The organism is Pseudomonas sp. R9.37, assembly GCF_963878885.1.
Classification (GTDB): domain Bacteria; phylum Pseudomonadota; class Gammaproteobacteria; order Pseudomonadales; family Pseudomonadaceae; genus Aquipseudomonas.
Map to the genome: position 1 here is coordinate 715,506 of NZ_CAWNZA010000022.1, position 20,110 is coordinate 735,615.

Here is a 20,110-nt window from a genome sequence, read left to right on the forward strand (position 1 = left end):
CAGGAATCAGTGAATGAATATCACAGCAAGTAATGGCCCAGGCTCGCCGGCCAACGGGTACGACGACGCGGCTTCGGTGTTTTCGTCAAAACGTGCGGGAGAAAAACCTGCGCAGATCATCCGTGCATTCAATGCGGCGCACGGCCAGTTTGGCGAGCACTTTGACACCAGCACCCACGCAGCCGTCATCAAACTGATGATGACAACCTTCGGGCAACACCCGGCTGGCATGTTCAATGCGCTGACTGCCACGGGCGATGGGTACCACATCACCATGAAGGACGAGTTCAAGGTTCAGTTGTCTCGCCACGAGTTGGCGCAGGCGACGCAGGCCTCAAGGTTCAGCGGCGACGATAGCGGGGCAGTCAAGGATGCCAATTTTGTGTTCGCGGCGTTCGTAAAGCGCAAGCAACTGACCGGGAATTACCCGACGTTTGAAGCCGCGCTGGCAAAAACACTGGAGGGCGAGACCGTCCAGCGGTGTTTGCAGGGCATGGGCCTGTTCGGCCTGTGCCAGTACGTGCCGTCAAGTGCCATGCAGGCAAAGGGCGTGGTGGGGGTCATGGGGACCCACAACTTTGGCTCGGCGCTGGTGATGGAGGGCGTAAGCCATCATTACCACGAGCGGCGCACGGTCAAGCAGGGTTACGGGTACGTGTTGTTCGACGACAAACCGGCGGCCCCCGACAACGCCAGGCAGGTGTCCGATGTGGTGTCCGGCATGACGCCCGAACAGATCTGGGGTGGTTTTTATCAGGGCGTGGAAGGCAATTGCGTCACGGTGTCGGCGATCAAGGCGGCGATCATCCGGTTCTGGCAGGACCCTCAGGGGATCTATAAGCGCATCCAAGTCACCGCCGACGGTTTTGAGGTGGTCATGAGGGACTCCTTCACGCTGACGGTGACCCATGATGAACTGCGCCAGGCCATCGTCGCGTCAAACTTCCACGGCAGTCATACGCAGCTGATCAATTACGCCAACTTCTTGTACGCGGTCAGCGCCAAGCGCGCGCACATGGAGAATAACGACATGCGCGCCGGACAGAGCTATGCAGCGGCCCTGCACACCCTCAACGACGGCGAGTACCCGGGGGAGGCGCTGCGGCGGCTTGGGTTGTACGCCTATATGCGTGAAAGCACGGTTGAAGAACTGGCCCGGGGCGCGGTCGGCACGCTGGCGGACACGGGCCACTCGGTCGCGGTCATCAATGGCGCGCTGGACTTCTATGGGCAAAAGCAGGACCTGGCGTCATCGCGATGGATGAACACCGGGTTTCGCGCATTGAAGCTCGTGTAAGGGTCAGCCCAGTAGCTTCCTGAACGCCTCGATGGGCAGAGGCCGGCTGTGTAAATACCCCTGGAACAAATGGCAGCCCAGCTTTTGCAGGAATGCCAGTTGTTCCGGGGTTTCCACGCCCTCGGCGATCACATCCAGGTTCAAGCTGCGCGCCATGGCGACGATGGCGCGGATGATTTCGGCATCGTTGGGGTCGTGGGTGGCGTCGCGCACAAAGGACTGATCGATCTTCAACGCATCCACCGGCAGGCGCTTGAGGTAGGTCAGCGACGAATAGCCGGTGCCGAAGTCGTCCATGGCAAAGCTCACGCCGAGTTTTTTCAGGCGGCGCATCTTGGCCACAGTGTCATCCAGATTCTGGATCACGATGCCTTCGGTAATTTCCAGTTTCAGCAGGCTATACGGCAGGTGATGCTGCTTGAGGCTGCGCTCCACCCGCTCCACGAAGTCGTTCTGGCGGAACTGGCGCGGGCTTATATTCACGCACAGGCTGAAATTCAACGGGTCCACCAGGCCATCGGCGATCAATTGGGCAAATGCGCCGCAGGCTTCATCAAGAATCCAGGTGCCGACTTCCAGGATCAGGCCGCTGTCTTCCAGCACTTTGATAAATTCGGTGGGTGACTGCGCCCCCAGTTGCGGGTGCTGCCAGCGCACCAGCGCTTCGGCACCGATGATGCGATTGCCGCGCGCATCGACTTGAGGCTGGTAATGCACGCTGAACTCACCGCGTGACAGCGCCAGACGCAGGTCGGTCTCCATGCGCAGGCGTTCACTGGCGGTTTTCTGCATGCTGTTATGAAACATCTGCGTGGTGTTGCGTCCTGAATCCTTGGCCCGATACAGCGCAATGTCGGCACGCTTGAGCAGGTCTGCGGGTGTCGAGCCATGGTCGGGGATCAGCGCCACGCCAATGCTCGGCGTGACCTGCAGGCGATGGCCATCGAGGAACATCGGTTCCGAGAGCAATTCGCGCAGGGTGTCTGCCAGTTCCTGTACCTGAGCGCTGACTTCCACGCGTGTACCTTCCAGGCCGCTGAGCAGCACCACGAACTCATCGCCGCCCAGACGCGCCACCGTATCTTCCATGCGCACGCTGGCTTCTAGGCGTGCGGTGACGATTTTCAGCACGGTGTCGCCCACCGGATGGCCGAGGGAATCGTTGATGTGCTTGAAATGGTCGAGGTCGAGAAACAGCAGGGCGCCCCGCAGGTTATGGCGTTTGAGCAGGGCGATCTGCTGGCTCAGGCGGTCCATCAGCAGCGCACGATTGGGCAGGTTGGTCAGCGGGTCGTGATAGGCCAGGTGGCGGATCTGCGCCTGGGCGTTTTTCAGCAGGCTCACGTCCCGCGCCGTCAGCAGCAGGCACGGCGTTTCATTGAGGGTGATCGGTTCGACCGATACCTCCACGGCCAACAATTCGCCACGTTTGTTGTGCCACAGCATTTCCAGGTGATGAATACGGCCCTTGATCTGCAGTTCGGCCAGCAGCGCCGCGCGCTGATTCTCATCGGCCCAGATGCCGATCTGATACAGCGTCAGCCCGATGGCCTCCTCGGCGCGGTAACCGGTGAGGCGGCAGAAGCCGTCATTGACCTCCACATAACGGCCGGTGTCACGTTCGGTAATGGAGATGGCATCGGGGCTTGAATGGAAGGCCTTAGCGAATTTTTCCTCGCTGGCCTTAAGGGCGGCCTCGGAGCGTTGTTGCTGGGTGATATCGCGCAGGGTCGTGACAATGCAGGGTTGATCGCCGACCTTGATCAGGCGGCTGGAAATCACGCAGGTCAGGCTTTGGCCATTTTTGTGATGCACCACAATGGCGACATTGTTTAACGACTGCTCGCGAATGACCCGTTCGATACGTTGCAGGCGCTTGCTCGAGTCATCCCACAGCCCGATCTGGTCGGCGCTTTTGTCGATCACCTCGGCGGCGGTCCAGCCAAAGGTCTGAGTGAACGCGGGGTTGATTTCGATAAAGGCGCCGCTGTCCAGGTAGGTCACGCAGATTGGGTCGGGGCTGGCCTGGAACAGGCTGGCGAATTTTTCTTCGGAGGCGGTGATGCGCTGCTCGCGTTCCACCTGGTCGGTGATATCCAGCAAGGTGCCGGCCATGCGCAACGGTTTGCCCGATTCGTCGCGATACAGCCGCGCGCGGCTTTCCAGGTAACGAGCGCTGCCGTCCTCCATCTGTACGCGATAGGTCAGCTGGTAGTTGCCGTCCGGGCCTTCACGCAGGCTGCGATAGGCGTTGCGCATGCCCTCGCGTTCTTCATCGGACATGCCTTCAAAAAACGCATCGAAAGGTTCGTGAAACGGCAACGCCTCCAGGCCGTGCAGTTGCGCCGCGCGGGCCGAGCCATACAGCATGCCGCTGGGGATATGCCAGTCCCAGGTGCCCAGCTGTGCCGAATCCAGGGCCAGGTCGAGGCGCTCCTGGCTGTCCTTGAGCGCCTGCTCGGCGTTTTTGCGCTCGGTGGTGTCGACAAACGTGCTGATCAGGTAGGCCTCGCCCTCCAACTCGACTTTTTGTGCGCTCAAGGTGCCGTCGTGGATCTGGCCGTTGCTGGCGCAGAACTGCACTTCCATGCTGATGGGTTCGCCCTTGCGTTGGGTGGCCCTGACCAGCAGGGCGCGCTGTTGCGGGTCACGCCACAGGCCCAGGTCCAGCGTGGTGCGGCCGATGGCCTGGGCCACGGGCCAGCCGAAAAGCATCTCGAAATACTGGTTGGCTTCGCTGATCAGGCCGTCGGCCTGGCGGGTCAGCAGGACCATATTCGGGCACAGATGAAACAGTGTGGCGAAGCGTTTTTCCGAGTGGATAAGGGCGTGTTCGCGCTCGCGCTGGCGAGTGGTTTCGCGAATCACGCCGATCATGCGGCGCCGGCCGGTCTTGTCCGGTGCCAGGCTGCCGTTGATTTCCAGCCAGTGGTGGCTGCCATCGGGCCACTGGATGTGGTGGTGCATGGCCTGTTCAAACGGCTCGCCCGCCAGCACGGCGTGAAAGGCCCGCACCACACGCGCGCGATCCGAAGGCGCGAGCAGATCCAGGTAATCCAGGTCTTTGGGTAGCGGCTGGCGCGGATCGTAGCCGAACAGCGCCTGGGTGCCGCGTGACCAGCTGATCCGGCCGGTGTCGATTTCCCAGCACCACGCGCCCAGGCGGGCAGCGTTGAGGGCTGCCAGCAACTGCGGGGCGCTGTCCCAGCTTTGTTCCGCCTCTTGAGGGTCAAGGGCGTAAATGCGGGGCAGGGGTGGCACGGAATCGACGGGGTTGCGCATTATCAAAGGGCCTTGGCTCAATGGGCGTTCGGCGCGGTTTATTCAGACCTTGAGGCCGCACAGCTTCATGCCGGTGTCCCTGGCAGATCGACCTGTGCATCCAATAGGCTCATGAAAGCCCGCGCAGCGTTCGACAGCGTCCTTTCGGTGTGCACGATATAGCCTAGCTGGCGACTGAGCTGTATGCCCGGCAAAGCGATACTTGCCACCTGTTCATCGAGCATGGTGCGCGGCAACACGCTCCAGGCCAGGCCGATGGACACCATCATCTTGATGGTTTCCAGGTAGTTGGTGCTCATGGCGATGTTCGGCGTCAGGCCCTGGGCTTCAAACAAGCGGCTGACAATATGGTGGGTAAAGGTGTTGCCACCGGGGAATACCGCCGGGTGTTTGGCGATATCGGCCAGGTTGACCGTGCCATTGGCGGTCAGGCTGTGCTCGGGCGCCACCACGAAATCCAACGGGTCGTCCCACACCGGGGTGGCGCGTACCAGGTTGTGCGGGTCGGGCGCCAGGGTGATAACGGCCACTTCAGCGCGACCATGGAGGATTTCCTCGTAGGCCACTTCCGAATCGAGGAACTGAATATCCAGCGCCACGTTCGGGTACTCGCGGGTAAAGGTGCGCAAAATCGGTGGCAGGCGGTGCAGGCCGATGTGGTGGCTGGTGGCCAATGTCAGGCGGCCGCTGACTTCGCCGGTCAGGTTGGTGAGCGCGCGGCGGGTGTCGTCCAGCACATTGAGAATCTGGTACGCACGTGGCAGCAGGGCGCGCCCGGCCTCGGTCAGGCCGACTTCACGGCCCAGGCGGTCGAATAAACGTACCTTTAATTGTTGTTCCAGCCCGGCAATGCGCTTGCTGATGGCTGGTTGGGTCAGGTGCAGGCGTTCGCCGGCGCCGGAGAAGCTGCCGGTCTCGGCGATGGCAATAAAGGCATTAAGGTTGGCCAGGTCCATTGTAGTATTCCAGTTGGTAATCCAAAGCATAAAAAATATGAATTTGAGTTATTTAATGTAGCGCCATACCATCAGCCTCACAAGCCAAAGGGTTATTGAATGTCTCAAAAGCCCGGGGCATAGAAAGACCGATGATGAGGACCGACTGATGGCCGGCAAAACGCTTTACGACAAGCTTTGGGATTCCCATGAAGTGAAACGGCGCGACGATGGCTCGTCGCTGATCTATATCGACCGTCACATCATCCATGAAGTGACCTCGCCCCAAGCGTTTGAAGGCCTGCGGCTGGCCGGGCGCAAGCCCTGGCGCGTCGACTCGATCATCGCCACCCCGGACCACAACGTACCGACCACCCCGGAGCGCAAAGGCGGCATCGAGGCCATTGCCGACCAGGTGTCGCGTTTGCAGGTGCAAACCCTCGACGACTATTGCGATGAATATGGCATCACCGAATTCAAGATGAATGACGTGCGTCAGGGCATCGTGCACGTGATCGGCCCGGAGCAGGGCGCCACCTTGCCGGGCATGACCGTGGTCTGCGGTGACTCTCACACCTCCACCCACGGCGCATTCGGCGCCCTGGCCCATGGCATCGGCACCTCCGAGGTGGAACATGTGTTCGCCACCCAGTGCCTGGTCGCCAAAAAGATGAAGAACATGTTGGTCAAAGTCGAAGGCACATTGCCATTTGGCGTGACCGCCAAGGACATCGTGCTTGCCGTGATTGGCAAGATCGGCACCGCCGGCGGTAACGGCCATGCCATCGAGTTCGCCGGCAGCGCCATCCGCGACCTGTCCATCGAAGGCCGCATGACCATCTGCAACATGTCCATCGAAGCCGGTGCCCGTGTCGGCATGGTCGCGGCGGACGAAAAAACCGTTGAATACGTCAAAGGCCGTCCTTTCGCTCCGCAAGGCGCCGATTGGGAGGCTGCCGTAGAAGCCTGGAAAGACCTGGTGTCCGACGCCGACGCTGTCTTCGACACCGTGGTTGAGCTCGACGCCGCGCAGATCAAGCCGCAAGTCAGCTGGGGCACCTCGCCGGAAATGGTCCTGGCCGTCGACCAGAACGTGCCGGACCCGGCCAAGGAAACCGACCTGGTCAAGCGTGGCTCCATCGAGCGCGCCTTGAAGTACATGGGCTTGAAGGCCAACCAGGCGATCACCGACATCCAGTTGGATCGCGTGTTTATCGGTTCCTGCACCAACTCGCGGATCGAAGACCTGCGCGCCGCGGCGGTGATCGCCAAGGGCCGCAAAGTGGCCTCGACCATCAAGCAAGCCATCGTGGTGCCAGGTTCGGGCCTGGTCAAAGCGCAAGCCGAAGCCGAGGGCCTGGACAAGATCTTCCTTGAGGCCGGTTTTGAATGGCGCGAGCCGGGCTGCTCCATGTGCCTGGCGATGAACCCGGACCGTTTGGAGTCGGGCGAGCATTGCGCGTCCACCTCCAACCGTAACTTCGAGGGGCGTCAGGGCGCCGGTGGGCGTACCCACCTGGTCAGCCCGGCCATGGCCGCCGCCGCTGCCGTCAACGGTCGTTTCATCGACGTTCGCGAATTGATCTGAGGAAAACCCGATGAGAGCTTTTACCCAACACACCGGTCTTGTCGCGCCGTTGGACCGTGCCAACGTCGACACTGACCAGATCATCCCCAAGCAGTTCTTGAAGTCGATCAAGCGCACCGGCTTTGGCCCGAACCTGTTCGATGAGTGGCGCTACCTGGACGTGGGCTACGCCTACCAGGACAACTCCAAGCGCCCGTTGAACAAGGACTTCGTGCTCAACGCCGAGCGTTACCAAGGCGCCAGCGTATTGCTGGCCCGCGAGAACTTCGGCTGCGGCTCCAGCCGTGAACACGCGCCGTGGGCCCTGGAAGAATATGGCTTTCGCAGCATCATCGCGCCGAGCTACGCCGACATCTTCTTCAACAACAGCTTCAAGAACGGCTTGTTGCCCATCATCTTGAGCGACGCCGAAGTGGACGAGCTGTTCAAGCAGGTCGAAGCCAATGTCGGCTACCAACTGACCGTTGACTTGGCTGCGCAGACCGTGACCCGCCCGGACGGCAAGGTGTATCACTTTGAAGTCGATGCGTTCCGTAAGCACTGCCTGATCAATGGCCTGGACGATATCGGCCTGACCTTGCAGGACGGCGATGCGATTGCCGCGTTTGAAACCAAACACCGGGCCAGCCAGCCGTGGTTGTTTCGTGACGCTTGATTTGAGGTAGGCCGTGCGGGCCCCATCGCGGGCAAGCCCGCTCCCACATGTTGACCTGTGAACACGGTCGAGTGTGGGAGCTGGCTTGCCTGCGATAGCGGCCGTACCAACACCACAAAACCCAAGGAAAACCACCATGACCAGCACCGCCCACACCCAAGTTGTGCAAAAACAATTCGGCGAACAGGCCTCGGCCTACCTGAGCAGCGCAGTTCACGCTCAAGGCACCGAATTCGCGCTGCTCCAGGCCGAACTGGCCGGGCAGGGCGCTGCGCGGCTGCTGGACCTGGGTTGCGGTGCCGGGCATGTGAGCTTCCACGTTGCGCCGCTGGTTGAAGAAGTGGTGGCCTACGACCTGTCCCAGCAGATGCTCGACGTGGTGGCAGCCGCCGCAACAGAGCGTGGCCTGAACAACATCCGCACCGTGCATGGCGCCGCTGAGCGCCTGCCATTCGCCGATGGCGAGTTCGACTTCGTGTTCAGCCGCTACTCGGCCCACCACTGGAGCGACCTTGGCCTGGCTTTTCGCGAAGTTCGTCGGGTGCTCAAGCCTGGCGGTATCGCGGCATTTGTCGATGTCTTGTCACCGGGCAGCCCGCTGTTGGACACTTACCTGCAAACCGTCGAAGTGCTGCGCGATACCAGCCACGTGCGCGATTACTCCGCCGCCGAATGGATGCGCCAGCTCAGCGAGGCCGGCCTGCACGTACGCAACAGCAGCCGTCAGCGCCTGCGCCTGGAATACACCTCGTGGGTGGAGCGCATGCGCACCCCAGAGGTATTGCGCGCCGCGATCCTTGAGTTGCAGCAGGCGATGGGCCAGGAAGTACGCGATTACTACGAGATTCAAGCCGACGGCACCTTCAGCACCGACGTACTGGTGGTCTTTGCCGAACGCTGATTAATTTTCCCGACCTGCCCACGGGCGGGTCGCTTGATGAAATGAGGAACGCATGAGCAAGCAGATTCTGATTCTTCCTGGCGACGGTATTGGTCCGGAAATCATGGCCGAAGCGGTCAAAGTCCTGGAATTGGCCAACAGCAAGTACAGCCTGGGCTTCGAATTGAGCCACGACGTGATCGGCGGCGCCGCCATCGACAAGCACGGCGTGCCCCTGGCCGACGAAACCCTGGACCGCGCCCGTGCAGCCGACGCCGTACTGCTCGGCGCCGTGGGCGGCCCGAAGTGGGACAAGATCGAGCGTGACATCCGCCCGGAGCGCGGCCTGCTGAAAATTCGCGCGCAACTGGGCCTGTTCGGCAACCTGCGCCCGGCGATTCTCTACCCGCAACTGGCCGACGCGTCGAGCCTCAAGCCGGAAGTGGTGGCGGGCCTGGACATCCTGATCGTGCGTGAGCTGACCGGCGGTATTTACTTCGGCTCGCCACGCGGCGTGCGCACCCTTGAAAATGGCGAGCGTCAGGCCTACGACACGCTGCCGTACAGCGAGAGCGAGATCCGCCGTATCGCCCGTGTCGGTTTCGACATGGCCCGCGTGCGTGGCAAGAGGGTCTGCTCGGTCGACAAGGCCAACGTACTGGCCTCCAGCCAACTGTGGCGCGAAATCGTCGAAGAAGTGGCCAAGGATTACCCGGACGTCGAACTGAGCCACATGTACGTCGACAACGCCGCCATGCAGCTGGTGCGTGCACCCAAGCAGTTTGACGTGATCGTCACCGACAACCTGTTCGGCGACATCCTGTCCGACCAGGCGTCGATGCTGACCGGTTCCATCGGCATGCTGCCGTCGGCGTCGCTGGACACCCACAACAAGGGCATGTACGAGCCGTGCCACGGTTCGGCACCGGACATTGCAGGCCAAGGCATTGCCAACCCGTTGGCGACCATCTTGTCGGTGTCGATGATGCTGCGTTACAGCTTCAACCTGAGTGAAGCGGCGGATGCAATCGAGAAGGCTGTGAGCCTGGTACTGGACCAGGGTTTGCGCACCGGCGACATCTGGTCGCAGGGTTGCACCAAGGTTGGGACGCAAGAAATGGGCGACGCAGTAGTCGCCGCGCTGCGGAATCTGTAATCTCTCGGGCCCGCTTGCAGTTGTTGCTGCAAGGCGGCCCACTTTTTAACAAGGTGTAGTTGCGATGAAACGTGTAGGTCTGATCGGTTGGCGCGGTATGGTCGGTTCCGTGCTCATGCAGCGGATGCTGGAAGAGCAGGATTTCGATCTTATTGAGCCGGTGTTTTTCACCACGTCGAACGTGGGTGGCCAAGGGCCGTCCGTGGGCAAGGATATTGCTCCGCTCAAAGACGCCTACAGCATTGAAGAGCTCAAAACCCTCGACGTGATTTTGACCTGCCAGGGTGGCGACTACACCAGCGAAGTCTTCCCCAAACTGCGCGAAGCCGGCTGGCAGGGTTACTGGATCGACGCCGCCTCGAGCCTGCGCATGCAGGACGACGCCGTGATCATCCTCGACCCGGTGAACCGCAAGGTTATTGACCAGCAGTTGGACGCTGGCACCAAGAACTATGTGGGCGGCAACTGCACCGTCAGCCTGATGCTGATGGGCCTGGGTGGCCTTTTCGAAGCTGGCCTGGTCGAGTGGATGAGCGCCATGACCTATCAGGCGGCCTCCGGCGCCGGCGCGCAGAACATGCGCGAGCTGATCAAGCAAATGGGTGCCACCCACGCGGCCGTTGCCGATCAACTGGCTGACCCTGCCAGCGCGATCCTCGACATCGACCGTCGTGTGGCCGAAGCCATGCGCAGCGATGCCTACCCGACCGAAAACTTCGGCGTGCCTTTGGCCGGTAGCCTGATCCCGTGGATCGACAAGGAATTGCCGAACGGCCAGAGCCGCGAAGAGTGGAAGGCCCAGGCTGAGACCAACAAGATCCTCGGTCGCTTCAAGAACCCGATCCCGGTGGACGGCATCTGCGTGCGCATCGGCGCCATGCGCTGCCACAGCCAGGCGCTGACCATCAAGCTGAACAAAGATGTGCCGATCGCCGATATCGAAGGGCTGATCAGCCAGCACAACCCATGGGTCAAGCTGGTGCCGAACAACCGCGACATCAGCATGCAGGAGCTGAGCCCGACCAAGGTCACCGGTACCCTGAATGTGCCGGTTGGCCGTCTGCGCAAGCTGAACATGGGCACTCAGTACCTGGGCGCGTTCACCGTCGGCGACCAACTGCTGTGGGGCGCGGCTGAACCGCTGCGTCGCATGCTGCGGATTTTGCTGGAGCGTTGATCGCATAGAGCTGTACGAAAAACCCGCGACTGGTGACAGGCGCGGGTTTTTTGTTGCCCTTCAGGGCCTCATCGCAGGCAAGCCAGCTCCCACATTCTGAATGTGTTCACATATCAAAATGTGGGAGCCGGGCTTGCCCGCGATGAGGCCAGCAGCCATACCACGATCCCAAGGTCAATTGCCTCACTCCCCACCACCCGGTAAAGTGCCGCTCCCCCCGCAATGCCCGAGGCAGCCACCATGACCCAGACCTTTGAAATCGCCGTGATCGGTGCAACCGGCACCGTGGGTGAAACCCTGGTGCAGATTCTCGAAGAGCTGGATTTTCCGGTAGGCACCCTGTATCTGCTGGCGGGCAGCAACTCGGCCGGCGCCTCGGTGCCGTTTCGCGGCAAGAACGTGCGGGTCAAGGAAGTTGATGAGTTCGACTTCAAAAAAGCCCAGTTGGCCTTCTTCGCGGCAGGCCCGGCGGTGACCCTGAGTTTCGCGCCACGCGCCACGGCGGCCGGTTGCTCGGTGATCGACCTCTCCGGCGCCTTGCCGGCCGATCAGGCACCTCAGGTCGTGCCGGAAGCCAACGCGCATATTCTCAAGGGCCTGAAAAAGCCCTTCCAGCTCGGCAGCCCGAGTCCGTCGGCCACCAACCTGGCGGTGGTTCTGGCGCCGTTGCGCGGCCTGCTGGAGATCCAGCGCGTCAGCGTCACTGCCAACCTGGCCGTTTCGGCCCAGGGCCGCGAGGCCGTCAGCGAGCTGGCCCGGCAGACCGCCGAGTTGCTGAACGTGCGCCCGCTGGAGCCGAAGTTCTTCGATCGGCAGATGGCCTTCAACCTGCTGGCGCAAGTCGGCACGCCTGACGCCCAGGGTCATACAGCCCTGGAGAAGCGCCTCGTACACGAGTTGCGTGCAGTGCTGGAAACACCTCTGCTAAAGATTTCCGCAACCTGCGTTCAAGCCCCGGTGTTTTTTGGCGATAGCCTGACAGTGTCATTGCAGTTGGGCGCGCCGGTCGACCTGGCCGCTGTCAACCGTGCACTGGAGGCAGCGCCGGGGATCGAGTTGGTGGAAGAGGGCGACTACCCCACGGCCGTTGGGGATGCGGTCGGCCAGGATGTGGTCTACGTTGGCCGAGTGCGTGCGGGCGTGGACGACCCGGCGGAACTAAATCTGTGGCTGACGTCAGATAACGTACGCAAAGGCGCGGCATTGAACGCCGTGCAGCTGGCGCAGTTGTTGATAAAAGGCCTTGTGTAAAAGATACTTGGCGGCAATTTGTAGATTGATTCTAGCCAAGCGCTATGCTTGGCCCCAAGCGAAACAGAAGCGCGTCGGTAACCTATCGGCTCGCCATGCCTTATGGCAGCGGTTACCAACCTTCTCGCAGGCCGGGGAGTGTTCAAACAAAGGATGAGGCTATGGTTCAAGTTCGCAAACTGGTGTTAGCAATAGCGGCCGCCTCGGCGCTGTCTTCCGGTATGGCGCAGGCGCTGCAGCTTGGGGAGATGACCCTCAAGTCGAAGTTGAACCAGCCGTTGGCGGTGGAAATCGAATTGCTCGATGTCGGCGGCCTCACTGCCTCCGAGATCACCCCGAGCCTGGCGTCTGACCAGGCGTTTGTGGACGCCGGCGTGGATCGCCAGGCGTTTCTGAATGACCTGACGTTTACCCCGGTAATCAACCCCAATGGACGCAGTGTGGTGCGCGTCACCTCCAGCAAGCCGCTGCCTGATTCCTACGTACGTTTTCTGCTTCAAGTGCAATGGCCCAACGGCCGCCTGATGCGCGACTACAGTGTGCTGCTCGACCCGGCCAAGTTCGAGCAGCCGGCACCGACCGCCAGCGCACCTGCACCGCGCTTGAGTGCGCCGACCCAGTCGGCACCTGCCAGCACGGCGCCCACGGTCAGCAAAGCTGCGCAGCACACCACGACGTCTCGCGATACCTTGTGGGAAATTGCCGCGAAGAACCGCAACGGCGCGTCGGTCCAGCAGACGATGCTGGCGATCCAGGCGCTCAACCCTGATGCCTTTATCGACGGCAATATCAACCGCCTGAAAACCGGCCAGGTGCTGCGTCTTCCGGATCGACAGCAAGCCACCAGCCTGCCGCAGCCGGAGGCGATTGCCGAAGTCACTGCGCAAAATGCCGCCTGGCGCGAGGGCCGTCGCACGGCCAATAATCAGGCCGCCGGCAAGCAGCAACTGGACGCCACTCGGCGCACCCAGGCAGGCGATGCGCCCTCGAGCACCAATGCCAAGGACAACTTGAGCCTGGTGTCGGCCGAGTCCGCCAAGAAAGGTGCCAAGGGCAGGGCCGCTGACGGGCGTGCATTGAGCGACAAGCTGGCGATGACCCAGGAAGAGCTGGACACCACGCGCCGCGACAATGCCGAGCTGAAAAGCCGCGCGGCCGACCTGCAAAGCCAGTTGGACAAGCTGCAAAAGCTGATTCAATTGAAAAACGATCAACTGGCCAAGTTGCAGGCTCAGGGCGGTAACCCGGCAGTGCCGGGCACTGCGCCGGCGACGGCAGCCATCCCGGCGCAGCTGCCAGGTGAGCCCGCGGCGACTGCAGCGACTGCGCCGGCGCCCGATGCGACGCCGGCTGCCGTGGTAGCTACGCCCGAGCCGATCAAGCCGGATGCCGCGCCTGCCAGCAGCACCGAAGGTAAATTCAACGATCTGCTGACCAACCCGATTGTTCTCGGGGTCATCGGCGGTGCTGCCGGCTTGCTGGTGTTGTTGCTCCTGCTGCTGTGGGCCCGTCACCGCAATGCCCGCCTCGAAGAGGAAAAGCACCTGCGTATGGCGCGGGCGCTGGCTGAAGAACCACAGTTTTCGCCTAATGTGGATCACGACCTGCCACCGGACAGCTTCGAAGGCCTGGAAGTGCCGCCGCCGAACGTCAAGCTGGCGGCCGCGCCTGCACCTGCCCCGGTGGTTGAGCCTGTCGTGGTGCCGAGCGTGGCTTCCGTGCTGGCGCCGTTGGCCGTCGCCGTGGCCCCGGAAAATTCCAGCGATGCGCTCGCACAAGCCCAATCCCATATCGACCGTGGTCACCTGAATCAGGCCGCCGATGTGTTGGAGCAGGCGATCAAGCGCGAGCCCAAGCGCAGTGACCTGCGCTTGAAGCTGATGGAAGTCTACGGTCTGCAAAGCGATAAGGACGGCTTCGTCACGCAAGAGCGTCAACTGGTGGCCACGGGCGAAAACCACGCCCAGGTCGAGCAGCTCAAGAGTCGCTTCCCGGCCATGGCCGTGTTGGCCGCGGGCGTCAGTGCTGCGGTGGCCGCGGCGGCGCTGGACGCTCAATACGTGAAGAACTTGCTCGAAGACAAACCGGCAGCGCCGGCGCCGGAACCCGACGCGTTCGACACGGATTTCGACTTGAGCCTGGACGATCTGGAAGCCGCTTCGCCGGCCGTGGTCAGCCCCAAGGATGAGTCGAGTTTCGAGTCTGTCCTGCAGCGCCAGACGCAAGCCAAGCCTGCGCCGGATGATGTGTCGGACTTCGATCTGGACCTGCAGCTGGACGCGCCGTCGTCCACGCAATCGGACGATGACTTCCTCTCGGGCCTTGAAGATCAGATGAAGGATGTGCCGGCCGTTGAGCCGCCGACCCTTACCCCTGCCGCACTGGATGATTTCGACCTGCCGGAAGACTTCGACCTGTCCCTGGCTGACGAACCTCAAGCGCCGCCGGCCGCCAAGCCGGATGCCTTCACTTCCGAGCTGGACGACGTCAACGCTGAGCTCGATCGCCTGTCCCAGAGCCTCGAGCATCCGCCCATCGAGCCTTCCTTTACCGCCGAAGATGCGGCGTTGGGCGCTGATGAGCCGGAGTTTGATTTCCTCTCTGGCACCGATGAGGTGGCCACCAAGCTCGACCTGGCCCAGGCCTACATCGACATGGGCGATGCCGACGGCGCGCGCGACATTCTGTCCGAAGTGCTGACTGAGGGCGATGAAGCCCAGCGCGGTGAAGCCAAGGAAATGCTCGGCAAAATCTGAACAGGGGTGTAACGCCAATGTGGGAGCGGGCTTGCTCGCGAGCGTGACGTGTCGGTTAGCGGATTGAGCGCCTGGCACGTTGCATTCGCGAACAGGCCCGCTCCCACAGTCGGTTTGGCGCGTGGCCTCGCAACAAAAGCGCCCCTCATGCGTGCTCCGCCTTTATAATGGCCGCCTTTGCGCAACTCATCGGGCTCTCAGTTCTTGGCAAATCTAGATAACGCGGCCGCCGAAATGGCGGCCGCAGGCTTTAACCGCATCGCCCTGGGCGTGGAATACAAAGGCTCACGCTATCGCGGCTGGCAGCGCCAGGCCTCGGGTGTGCTGACAGTGCAGGAAACCCTCGAAAACGCCTTGTCGAAGGTCGCCGACTCGCCGGTGTCGCTGATGTGCGCCGGGCGAACCGACGCCGGTGTGCATGCCTGTGGCCAGGTGGTGCACTTTGACACCCAGGCCGAGCGCACGATGAAAGCGTGGGTGATGGGCGCCAATATCAACTTGCCCCATGACGTCAGCGTCACTTGGGCCAAGGTCATGCCTGCGCATTTTCATGCGCGCTTCAAGGCCATTGCCCGGCGGTATCGCTACGTGATCTATAACGACCAGATCCGTCCGGCGCACCTCAACCAGGAAATCACCTGGAACCATCGCCCGCTGGACGCCGAGCGCATGGCCGAGGCTGCGCAGCATTTGGTCGGTGTGCATGATTTCAGCGCGTTCCGTGCCGGCCAGTGCCAGGCCAAGTCGCCAATCAAGGAAGTCCATCACTTGCGCGTGACCCGTCACGGCAAGATGATCGTGCTGGATATCCGCGCTGGCGCCTTCCTGCACCATATGGTGCGCAATATTGCAGGCGTGTTGATGACCATCGGCACCGGCGAGCGCCCGGTGGAGTGGGCCAAAGAGGTGTTGGAAAGTCGCATCCGCCGCACAGGTGGGGTGACGGCGCATCCCTTTGGCCTGTATCTGGTGGACGTGGAGTACCGCGACGAGTTCGAATTGCCGGATCGCTTCATCGGGCCACACTTCCTCACAGGTTTCAGCGAACTTGGCGGCTGACGCCCGGAATAGCTTTTGTTACCATCCGGGACTTTCTCGGTTCAACCCCTGAGGTTTCTACGACATGTCAGCCGTTCGCAGCAAGATTTGCGGGATCACCCGCATAGAAGACGCGCTGGCGGCAGTCGAGGCGGGGGCGGATGCCATCGGTTTTGTGTTTTATGCCAAGAGCCCACGGGCGGTGAATGTGCTGCAGGCGCGTGCAATCATCGCCGCGTTACCGCCGTTCGTGACCACCGTCGGCTTGTTCGTCAACGCCAGCCGCTGCGAGCTCAACGAAACCCTGGATGCCGTGCAGCTGGACATGCTGCAGTTTCACGGCGATGAAAGCCCCGACGAGTGTGAAAGCTACCAACGCCCGTATATCAAGGCGCTGCGCGTCAAGGCCGGGGATGACATCGCCGCCGCGTGTGCTGCCTATACTGGCGCTCGTGGCATTCTGTTGGATACCTATGTCGAAGGCGTGCCGGGCGGCACGGGCGAAGCATTCGACTGGACGCTGATTCCCGAGGGGCTGAGCAAGCCGATTATCCTGGCCGGCGGGCTCAACCCCGCGAATGTCGGAGCCGCCATCGAGCAGGTTCGGCCGTACGCCGTGGACGTCAGCGGTGGGGTGGAGCAGGGCAAGGGCATCAAGGATCACCACAAGATTCGCGCATTCATGCAAGCGGTGCGCAACAGCAATGGTGTGATGTGACGGCTCGCAGTCTGCCGCCGTCCATAACTACCACTGTGTAAAACAGCATCGGCGCCGCCTGCGGGAGGCCCGGAAACGTAGTGGCAACCCGCGCTGCGGGTTGTCTGGAAGGCTGAGGATACAGGCAGGAAATGGCTGGTCGAACGTCTGACCCCGTCCCGCCTGTGTCATCGCCACATATGAATTTAGCTCAAGGGCATACGCGGGGCTGTGTTCAAGCCACCGGTACTGGAGAAAGAAAGCATGAGCAACTGGTTAGTAGACAAACTGATCCCTTCGATCATGCGTTCCGAGGTGAAGAAAAGCTCGGTTCCTGAAGGTCTGTGGCACAAGTGCCCATCCTGCGACGCGGTGCTGTATCGCCCGGAGCTGGAAAAGACCCTGGACGTTTGCCCCAAGTGCAACCACCACATGCGTATCGGCGCCCGCGCCCGCATCGACATTTTCCTCGACGCCGATGGCCGTGCCGAGCTGGGCGCTGACCTGGAGCCGGTTGACCGTCTCAAGTTCCGCGATGGCAAGAAGTACAAGGATCGCCTCACCGCCGCGCAAAAGCAGACCGGTGAAAAGGACGCGCTGATTTCCGTCAGCGGCAAGTTGCTGGGCATGCCCGTGGTGGTGTCGGCGTTTGAGTTTTCCTTCATGGGCGGTTCCATGGGTGCCATCGTCGGTGAGCGTTTCGTACGTGCCGCCAACTACGCGCTGGAAAACCGTTGCCCGATGATCTGCTTCGCCGCCTCCGGTGGCGCGCGCATGCAGGAAGCGCTGATTTCCCTGATGCAAATGGCCAAGACCTCTGCGGTACTGGCGCGTCTGCGTGAAGAAGGCATTCCGTTCATCTCCGTGCTGACTGACCCGGTCTATGGCGGCGTTTCTGCCAGCCTGGCGATGCTGGGTGACGTGATTGTCGGCGAACCCAAGGCCCTGATCGGCTTTGCCGGCCCGCGCGTAATCGAGCAGACCGTTCGTGAAAAACTGCCGGAAGGTTTCCAGCGCAGCGAGTTCCTGCTGGAGCACGGCGCGATTGACATGATCATCGCCCGTGGCGAGCTGCGTCCACGCTTGGGTAACCTGCTGGCGCAAATGATGGGCCTGCCGACGCCTGTGTACGTCGCGCCTAAAGTCGAACCGATCGTTGTACCGCCGGTGCCTGCAAACCTATGACCCAACGTACCCTTGGCGAATGGCTCGCCTACCTTGAGCAGTTGCATCCGTCAGCCATCGACATGGGCCTGGAGCGCTCGCAACAGGTAGCGGCCCGCCTCGGGTTGGGCCGGCCGGCACCGCGCGTGATCACGGTGACCGGCACCAACGGCAAAGGCTCAACCTGTGCCTTTGTCGCGGCGCTGCTGCAAGCCCAAGGGCTTAAAGTTGGCGTGTACAATTCCCCGCACCTGCTGCGTTACAACGAGCGGGTGCAGCTCAATGGCGTCGAAGCCACTGATGAGCAGCTCTGTGAAGCCTTTGCCGCACTGGATGCCGGGCGCGGCGAAATTTCCCTGACCTACTTCGAAATGGGCACCCTGGCGGCGTTCTGGCTGTTTGAGCGCGCGCAATTGGATGTGGTTGTTCTCGAAGTCGGCCTGGGTGGGCGTCTGGACACCGTCAACGTGGTGGATGCGGACATGGCGCTGGTCACCAGCATTGGCGTGGACCATGCCGACTACCTGGGCAATACCCGCGAGTCGGTGGCCTATGAAAAGGCCGGGATCTTCCGCCAGGGCAAGCCTGCGCTGTGTGGTGATCTGGACCCGCCGCAACCCTTGCTCGACAAGGTGCGCGAGTTGGATTGTCCGTTTTACCTGCGCGGCCGCGAATTCAATCTCGACATCGGTGCTCAACATTGGCAATGGCGTGGGCGTGATGCGCGCGGGCAGGCGGTAGAGCTGCATGATCTGCCGCTGCTGAACCTGCCGATGGAAAACGCTGCGCTGGCGCTGCAGGCCTACCTGCTGCTGGATCTGCCGTGGCATGCGGAGCAAATTGCCGCGACATTGCTGGCCACTCGGGTGGTCGGGCGTCTGGATCGTCGCACATTCGAGTGGGAGGGCAAGCGCCTGAACCTGCTGCTGGATGTGGGGCATAACCCGCATGCCGCCGAGTACCTGGCGCAACGCCTGTCGCGTACGCCACCGGTGGGTCGCCGCCTGGCGGTATTCGGGCTGTTGGCTGACAAAGACCTGGGCGGCGTGGTTGCGCCGTTGCTGGGCGATGTGCAGGCTTGGGCGGTGGCGCCGCTGGATACGCCGCGCAGTCGGCCGGCCGCCGAATTGGAAACGGCCTTGCAGAACCTTGGTGCGCCAGTGGCGTCGTATGCAAGCGTCACCGCCGCGCTTGAAGCGCAGTGTGCGGTGGCCACGGCCGAGGACGAGATTCTGTTGTTCGGATCATTTTATTGTGTTGCCGAGGCGCTAGAGTGGTTGGCCCGGCGCTCCACGGAGGAAGCTGCACATGGCATTACTGGATAGCGCATACAAGCAGCGAATGGTTGGAGCCCTGGTGTTGGTGGCGTTGGCGGTGATTTTTCTGCCGATGCTGTTTTCGCGTCAGGACGAGCAGCGCCAGGTAGTCGTTGAGGCGCCGGCTGCGCCCCAGGCGCCGACGGTACCGCAAGTTCAGGTCGAGCCGGTGGTGGTGCCCGAGCCGCAGGCGTTGCCTGAGGAGCCTGTGCCGAGTGATGCGGATGTGGCTGCGCAGCAGGCGCCGAGCATACCGGTGCAGCCGAGTGTGCCGGTGGTCAAGCCTGCACCTGCACCTGCGCCCGCGCCGGCAGCGCCTGTGGTTGCCGCCAAACCGGCCGCGCCGGCACCAGCGCCCAAGCCGGTTGCGCCGCAACCTGCCGCGCCGGGCAAGCCAGACGTTGGTCAAAGCCGTATCGATCCCAATGGTCTGCCGATCACTTGGTCGATCCAGCTCGCCAGCCTGGCCAATCGCGAGAGCGCCGAAGCCTTGCAGAAAAAGCTGCGCACTCAGGGCTACAACGCTTATATCCGCAGTGCCGATGGCAAGAATCGCGTGTTTATCGGGCCGCTGATCGAGCGCGCCGAGGCCGATCGCCTGCGTGATCTGCTGGGTCGCCAGCAGAACCTGAATGGTTTTGTGGTGCGTTTTCAGCCTGAGCGCGGCTGATTTCACCCCCGTTTCAGCTTGGAATGCACTCAATGTGGGAGGGGGCTTGCCCCCGATGGCGGTAGGTCAGTCAGCCTCTCTGATAATGACCCATCGTTATCGGGGGCAAGCCCCCTCCCACATTGTATTGGGTGGTCCTGAGGGGGCCTTCGCCCTACTCAACCCATTGATTTGCAAAGCACCCGCAATCACAGCTTACCGACAGCCCGGCGCTCTGCTAAAATGCGCCGCCTTATCCGTACGTAGGC

Annotated in this window: 15 protein-coding genes; 13 read left to right on the plus strand and 2 right to left on the minus strand. The window is 61.9% G+C overall.

Going from position 1 to position 20,110, the window contains the following annotated elements; genetic code table 11:
• Positions 1–13: 13 nt before the first annotated feature.
• The gene (locus AACU78_RS15510; RefSeq protein ID WP_106576676.1) at positions 14–1,297 is read left to right on the plus strand and encodes a hypothetical protein; all 1,284 of its coding nucleotides are present in this window, start codon (positions 14–16) and stop codon (positions 1,295–1,297) included.
• Positions 1,298–1,300: 3 nt separating this feature from the next.
• On the opposite strand, the gene AACU78_RS15515 is transcribed toward AACU78_RS15510, so the two are convergent.
• Both AACU78_RS15515 and AACU78_RS15520 read right to left on the minus strand, forming a co-directional pair.
• A complete protein-coding gene (locus tag AACU78_RS15515; protein WP_106576677.1) occupies positions 1,301–4,579 on the minus strand; it encodes an EAL domain-containing protein in 3,279 nt (1,092 codons plus the stop codon).
• 65 nt (positions 4,580–4,644) lie between these two features.
• Complete coding sequence (locus AACU78_RS15520; RefSeq protein WP_106576678.1) at positions 4,645–5,535, minus strand: LysR family transcriptional regulator; 891 nt, start codon at positions 5,533–5,535, stop codon at positions 4,645–4,647.
• A 148-nt stretch (positions 5,536–5,683) separates the two neighbouring features.
• Between AACU78_RS15520 and leuC the strand changes: the two genes are divergently transcribed.
• The 12 genes from leuC (at position 5,684) to AACU78_RS15580 (ending at position 19,862) form a co-directional block, all read left to right on the plus strand.
• A complete protein-coding gene (leuC, locus tag AACU78_RS15525) occupies positions 5,684–7,102 on the plus strand; it encodes a 3-isopropylmalate dehydratase large subunit (protein ID WP_106576679.1) in 1,419 nt (472 codons plus the stop codon).
• Between the two features lie 10 nt (positions 7,103–7,112).
• Entirely contained in the window at positions 7,113–7,757 is a 645-nt protein-coding gene (leuD, locus tag AACU78_RS15530; protein ID WP_106576680.1) for a 3-isopropylmalate dehydratase small subunit, read from the plus strand.
• A gap of 136 nt (positions 7,758–7,893) precedes the next feature.
• Positions 7,894–8,658, plus strand: coding sequence for a class I SAM-dependent methyltransferase (locus AACU78_RS15535; protein WP_106576681.1), 765 nt, complete (start codon positions 7,894–7,896; stop codon positions 8,656–8,658).
• A gap of 52 nt (positions 8,659–8,710) precedes the next feature.
• A complete protein-coding gene (leuB, locus tag AACU78_RS15540; RefSeq protein ID WP_106576682.1) occupies positions 8,711–9,793 on the plus strand; it encodes a 3-isopropylmalate dehydrogenase in 1,083 nt (360 codons plus the stop codon).
• Between the two features lie 64 nt (positions 9,794–9,857).
• Positions 9,858–10,970, plus strand: a complete 1,113-nt coding sequence (gene asd / locus AACU78_RS15545; protein WP_058412147.1) for an aspartate-semialdehyde dehydrogenase — start codon at positions 9,858–9,860, stop codon at positions 10,968–10,970.
• Positions 10,971–11,210: 240 nt separating this feature from the next.
• Positions 11,211–12,221 carry an aspartate-semialdehyde dehydrogenase gene (locus tag AACU78_RS15550; protein WP_106576683.1) on the plus strand — a complete coding sequence of 337 codons (1,011 nt, stop codon included), beginning with the start codon at positions 11,211–11,213 and terminating at the stop codon, positions 12,219–12,221.
• 161 nt (positions 12,222–12,382) lie between these two features.
• Positions 12,383–14,977, plus strand: coding sequence for a FimV/HubP family polar landmark protein (locus AACU78_RS15555; protein WP_106576684.1), 2,595 nt, complete (start codon positions 12,383–12,385; stop codon positions 14,975–14,977).
• Between the two features lie 234 nt (positions 14,978–15,211).
• The gene (truA, locus tag AACU78_RS15560) at positions 15,212–16,036 is read left to right on the plus strand and encodes a tRNA pseudouridine(38-40) synthase TruA (protein ID WP_106576685.1); all 825 of its coding nucleotides are present in this window, start codon (positions 15,212–15,214) and stop codon (positions 16,034–16,036) included.
• 64 nt (positions 16,037–16,100) lie between these two features.
• The gene (locus AACU78_RS15565) at positions 16,101–16,733 is read left to right on the plus strand and encodes a phosphoribosylanthranilate isomerase (protein ID WP_106576686.1); all 633 of its coding nucleotides are present in this window, start codon (positions 16,101–16,103) and stop codon (positions 16,731–16,733) included.
• Between the two features lie 243 nt (positions 16,734–16,976).
• Positions 16,977–17,897, plus strand: a complete 921-nt coding sequence (accD, locus tag AACU78_RS15570; protein ID WP_106576687.1) for an acetyl-CoA carboxylase, carboxyltransferase subunit beta — start codon at positions 16,977–16,979, stop codon at positions 17,895–17,897.
• Positions 17,894–19,201, plus strand: coding sequence for a bifunctional tetrahydrofolate synthase/dihydrofolate synthase (gene folC / locus AACU78_RS15575; RefSeq protein ID WP_106576688.1), 1,308 nt, complete (start codon positions 17,894–17,896; stop codon positions 19,199–19,201). The genes accD and folC overlap by 4 nt, the downstream gene beginning before the upstream one ends.
• On the plus strand, positions 19,185–19,862 hold the full coding sequence (locus AACU78_RS15580) for an SPOR domain-containing protein (RefSeq protein ID WP_106576689.1): 678 nt from the start codon (positions 19,185–19,187) through the stop codon (positions 19,860–19,862). The genes folC and AACU78_RS15580 overlap by 17 nt, the downstream gene beginning before the upstream one ends.
• Positions 19,863–20,110 lie beyond the last annotated feature (248 nt).

Excerpts from the sequence above, each read along its gene's own strand:
- leuC (WP_106576679.1), top strand. The coding sequence starts at position 5,684 with ATGGCCGGCAAAACGCTTTACGACAAGCTTTGGGATTCCCATGAAGTG.
- AACU78_RS15565 (WP_106576686.1), top strand. The coding sequence starts at position 16,101 with ATGTCAGCCGTTCGCAGCAAGATTTGCGGGATCACCCGCATAGAAGAC.
- accD (WP_106576687.1), top strand. The coding sequence starts at position 16,977 with ATGAGCAACTGGTTAGTAGACAAACTGATCCCTTCGATCATGCGTTCC.
- AACU78_RS15550 (WP_106576683.1), top strand. The coding sequence starts at position 11,211 with ATGACCCAGACCTTTGAAATCGCCGTGATCGGTGCAACCGGCACCGTG.
- folC (WP_106576688.1), top strand. The coding sequence starts at position 17,894 with ATGACCCAACGTACCCTTGGCGAATGGCTCGCCTACCTTGAGCAGTTG.
- leuB (WP_106576682.1), top strand. The coding sequence starts at position 8,711 with ATGAGCAAGCAGATTCTGATTCTTCCTGGCGACGGTATTGGTCCGGAA.
- truA (WP_106576685.1), top strand. The coding sequence starts at position 15,212 with ATGGCGGCCGCAGGCTTTAACCGCATCGCCCTGGGCGTGGAATACAAA.
- asd (WP_058412147.1), top strand. The coding sequence starts at position 9,858 with ATGAAACGTGTAGGTCTGATCGGTTGGCGCGGTATGGTCGGTTCCGTG.
- AACU78_RS15515 (WP_106576677.1), bottom strand. The coding sequence starts at position 4,579 with ATGCGCAACCCCGTCGATTCCGTGCCACCCCTGCCCCGCATTTACGCC.
- AACU78_RS15520 (WP_106576678.1), bottom strand. The coding sequence starts at position 5,535 with ATGGACCTGGCCAACCTTAATGCCTTTATTGCCATCGCCGAGACCGGC.
- AACU78_RS15510 (WP_106576676.1), top strand. The coding sequence starts at position 14 with ATGAATATCACAGCAAGTAATGGCCCAGGCTCGCCGGCCAACGGGTAC.
- AACU78_RS15555 (WP_106576684.1), top strand. The coding sequence starts at position 12,383 with ATGGTTCAAGTTCGCAAACTGGTGTTAGCAATAGCGGCCGCCTCGGCG.
- leuD (WP_106576680.1), top strand. The coding sequence starts at position 7,113 with ATGAGAGCTTTTACCCAACACACCGGTCTTGTCGCGCCGTTGGACCGT.
- AACU78_RS15580 (WP_106576689.1), top strand. The coding sequence starts at position 19,185 with ATGGCATTACTGGATAGCGCATACAAGCAGCGAATGGTTGGAGCCCTG.
- AACU78_RS15535 (WP_106576681.1), top strand. The coding sequence starts at position 7,894 with ATGACCAGCACCGCCCACACCCAAGTTGTGCAAAAACAATTCGGCGAA.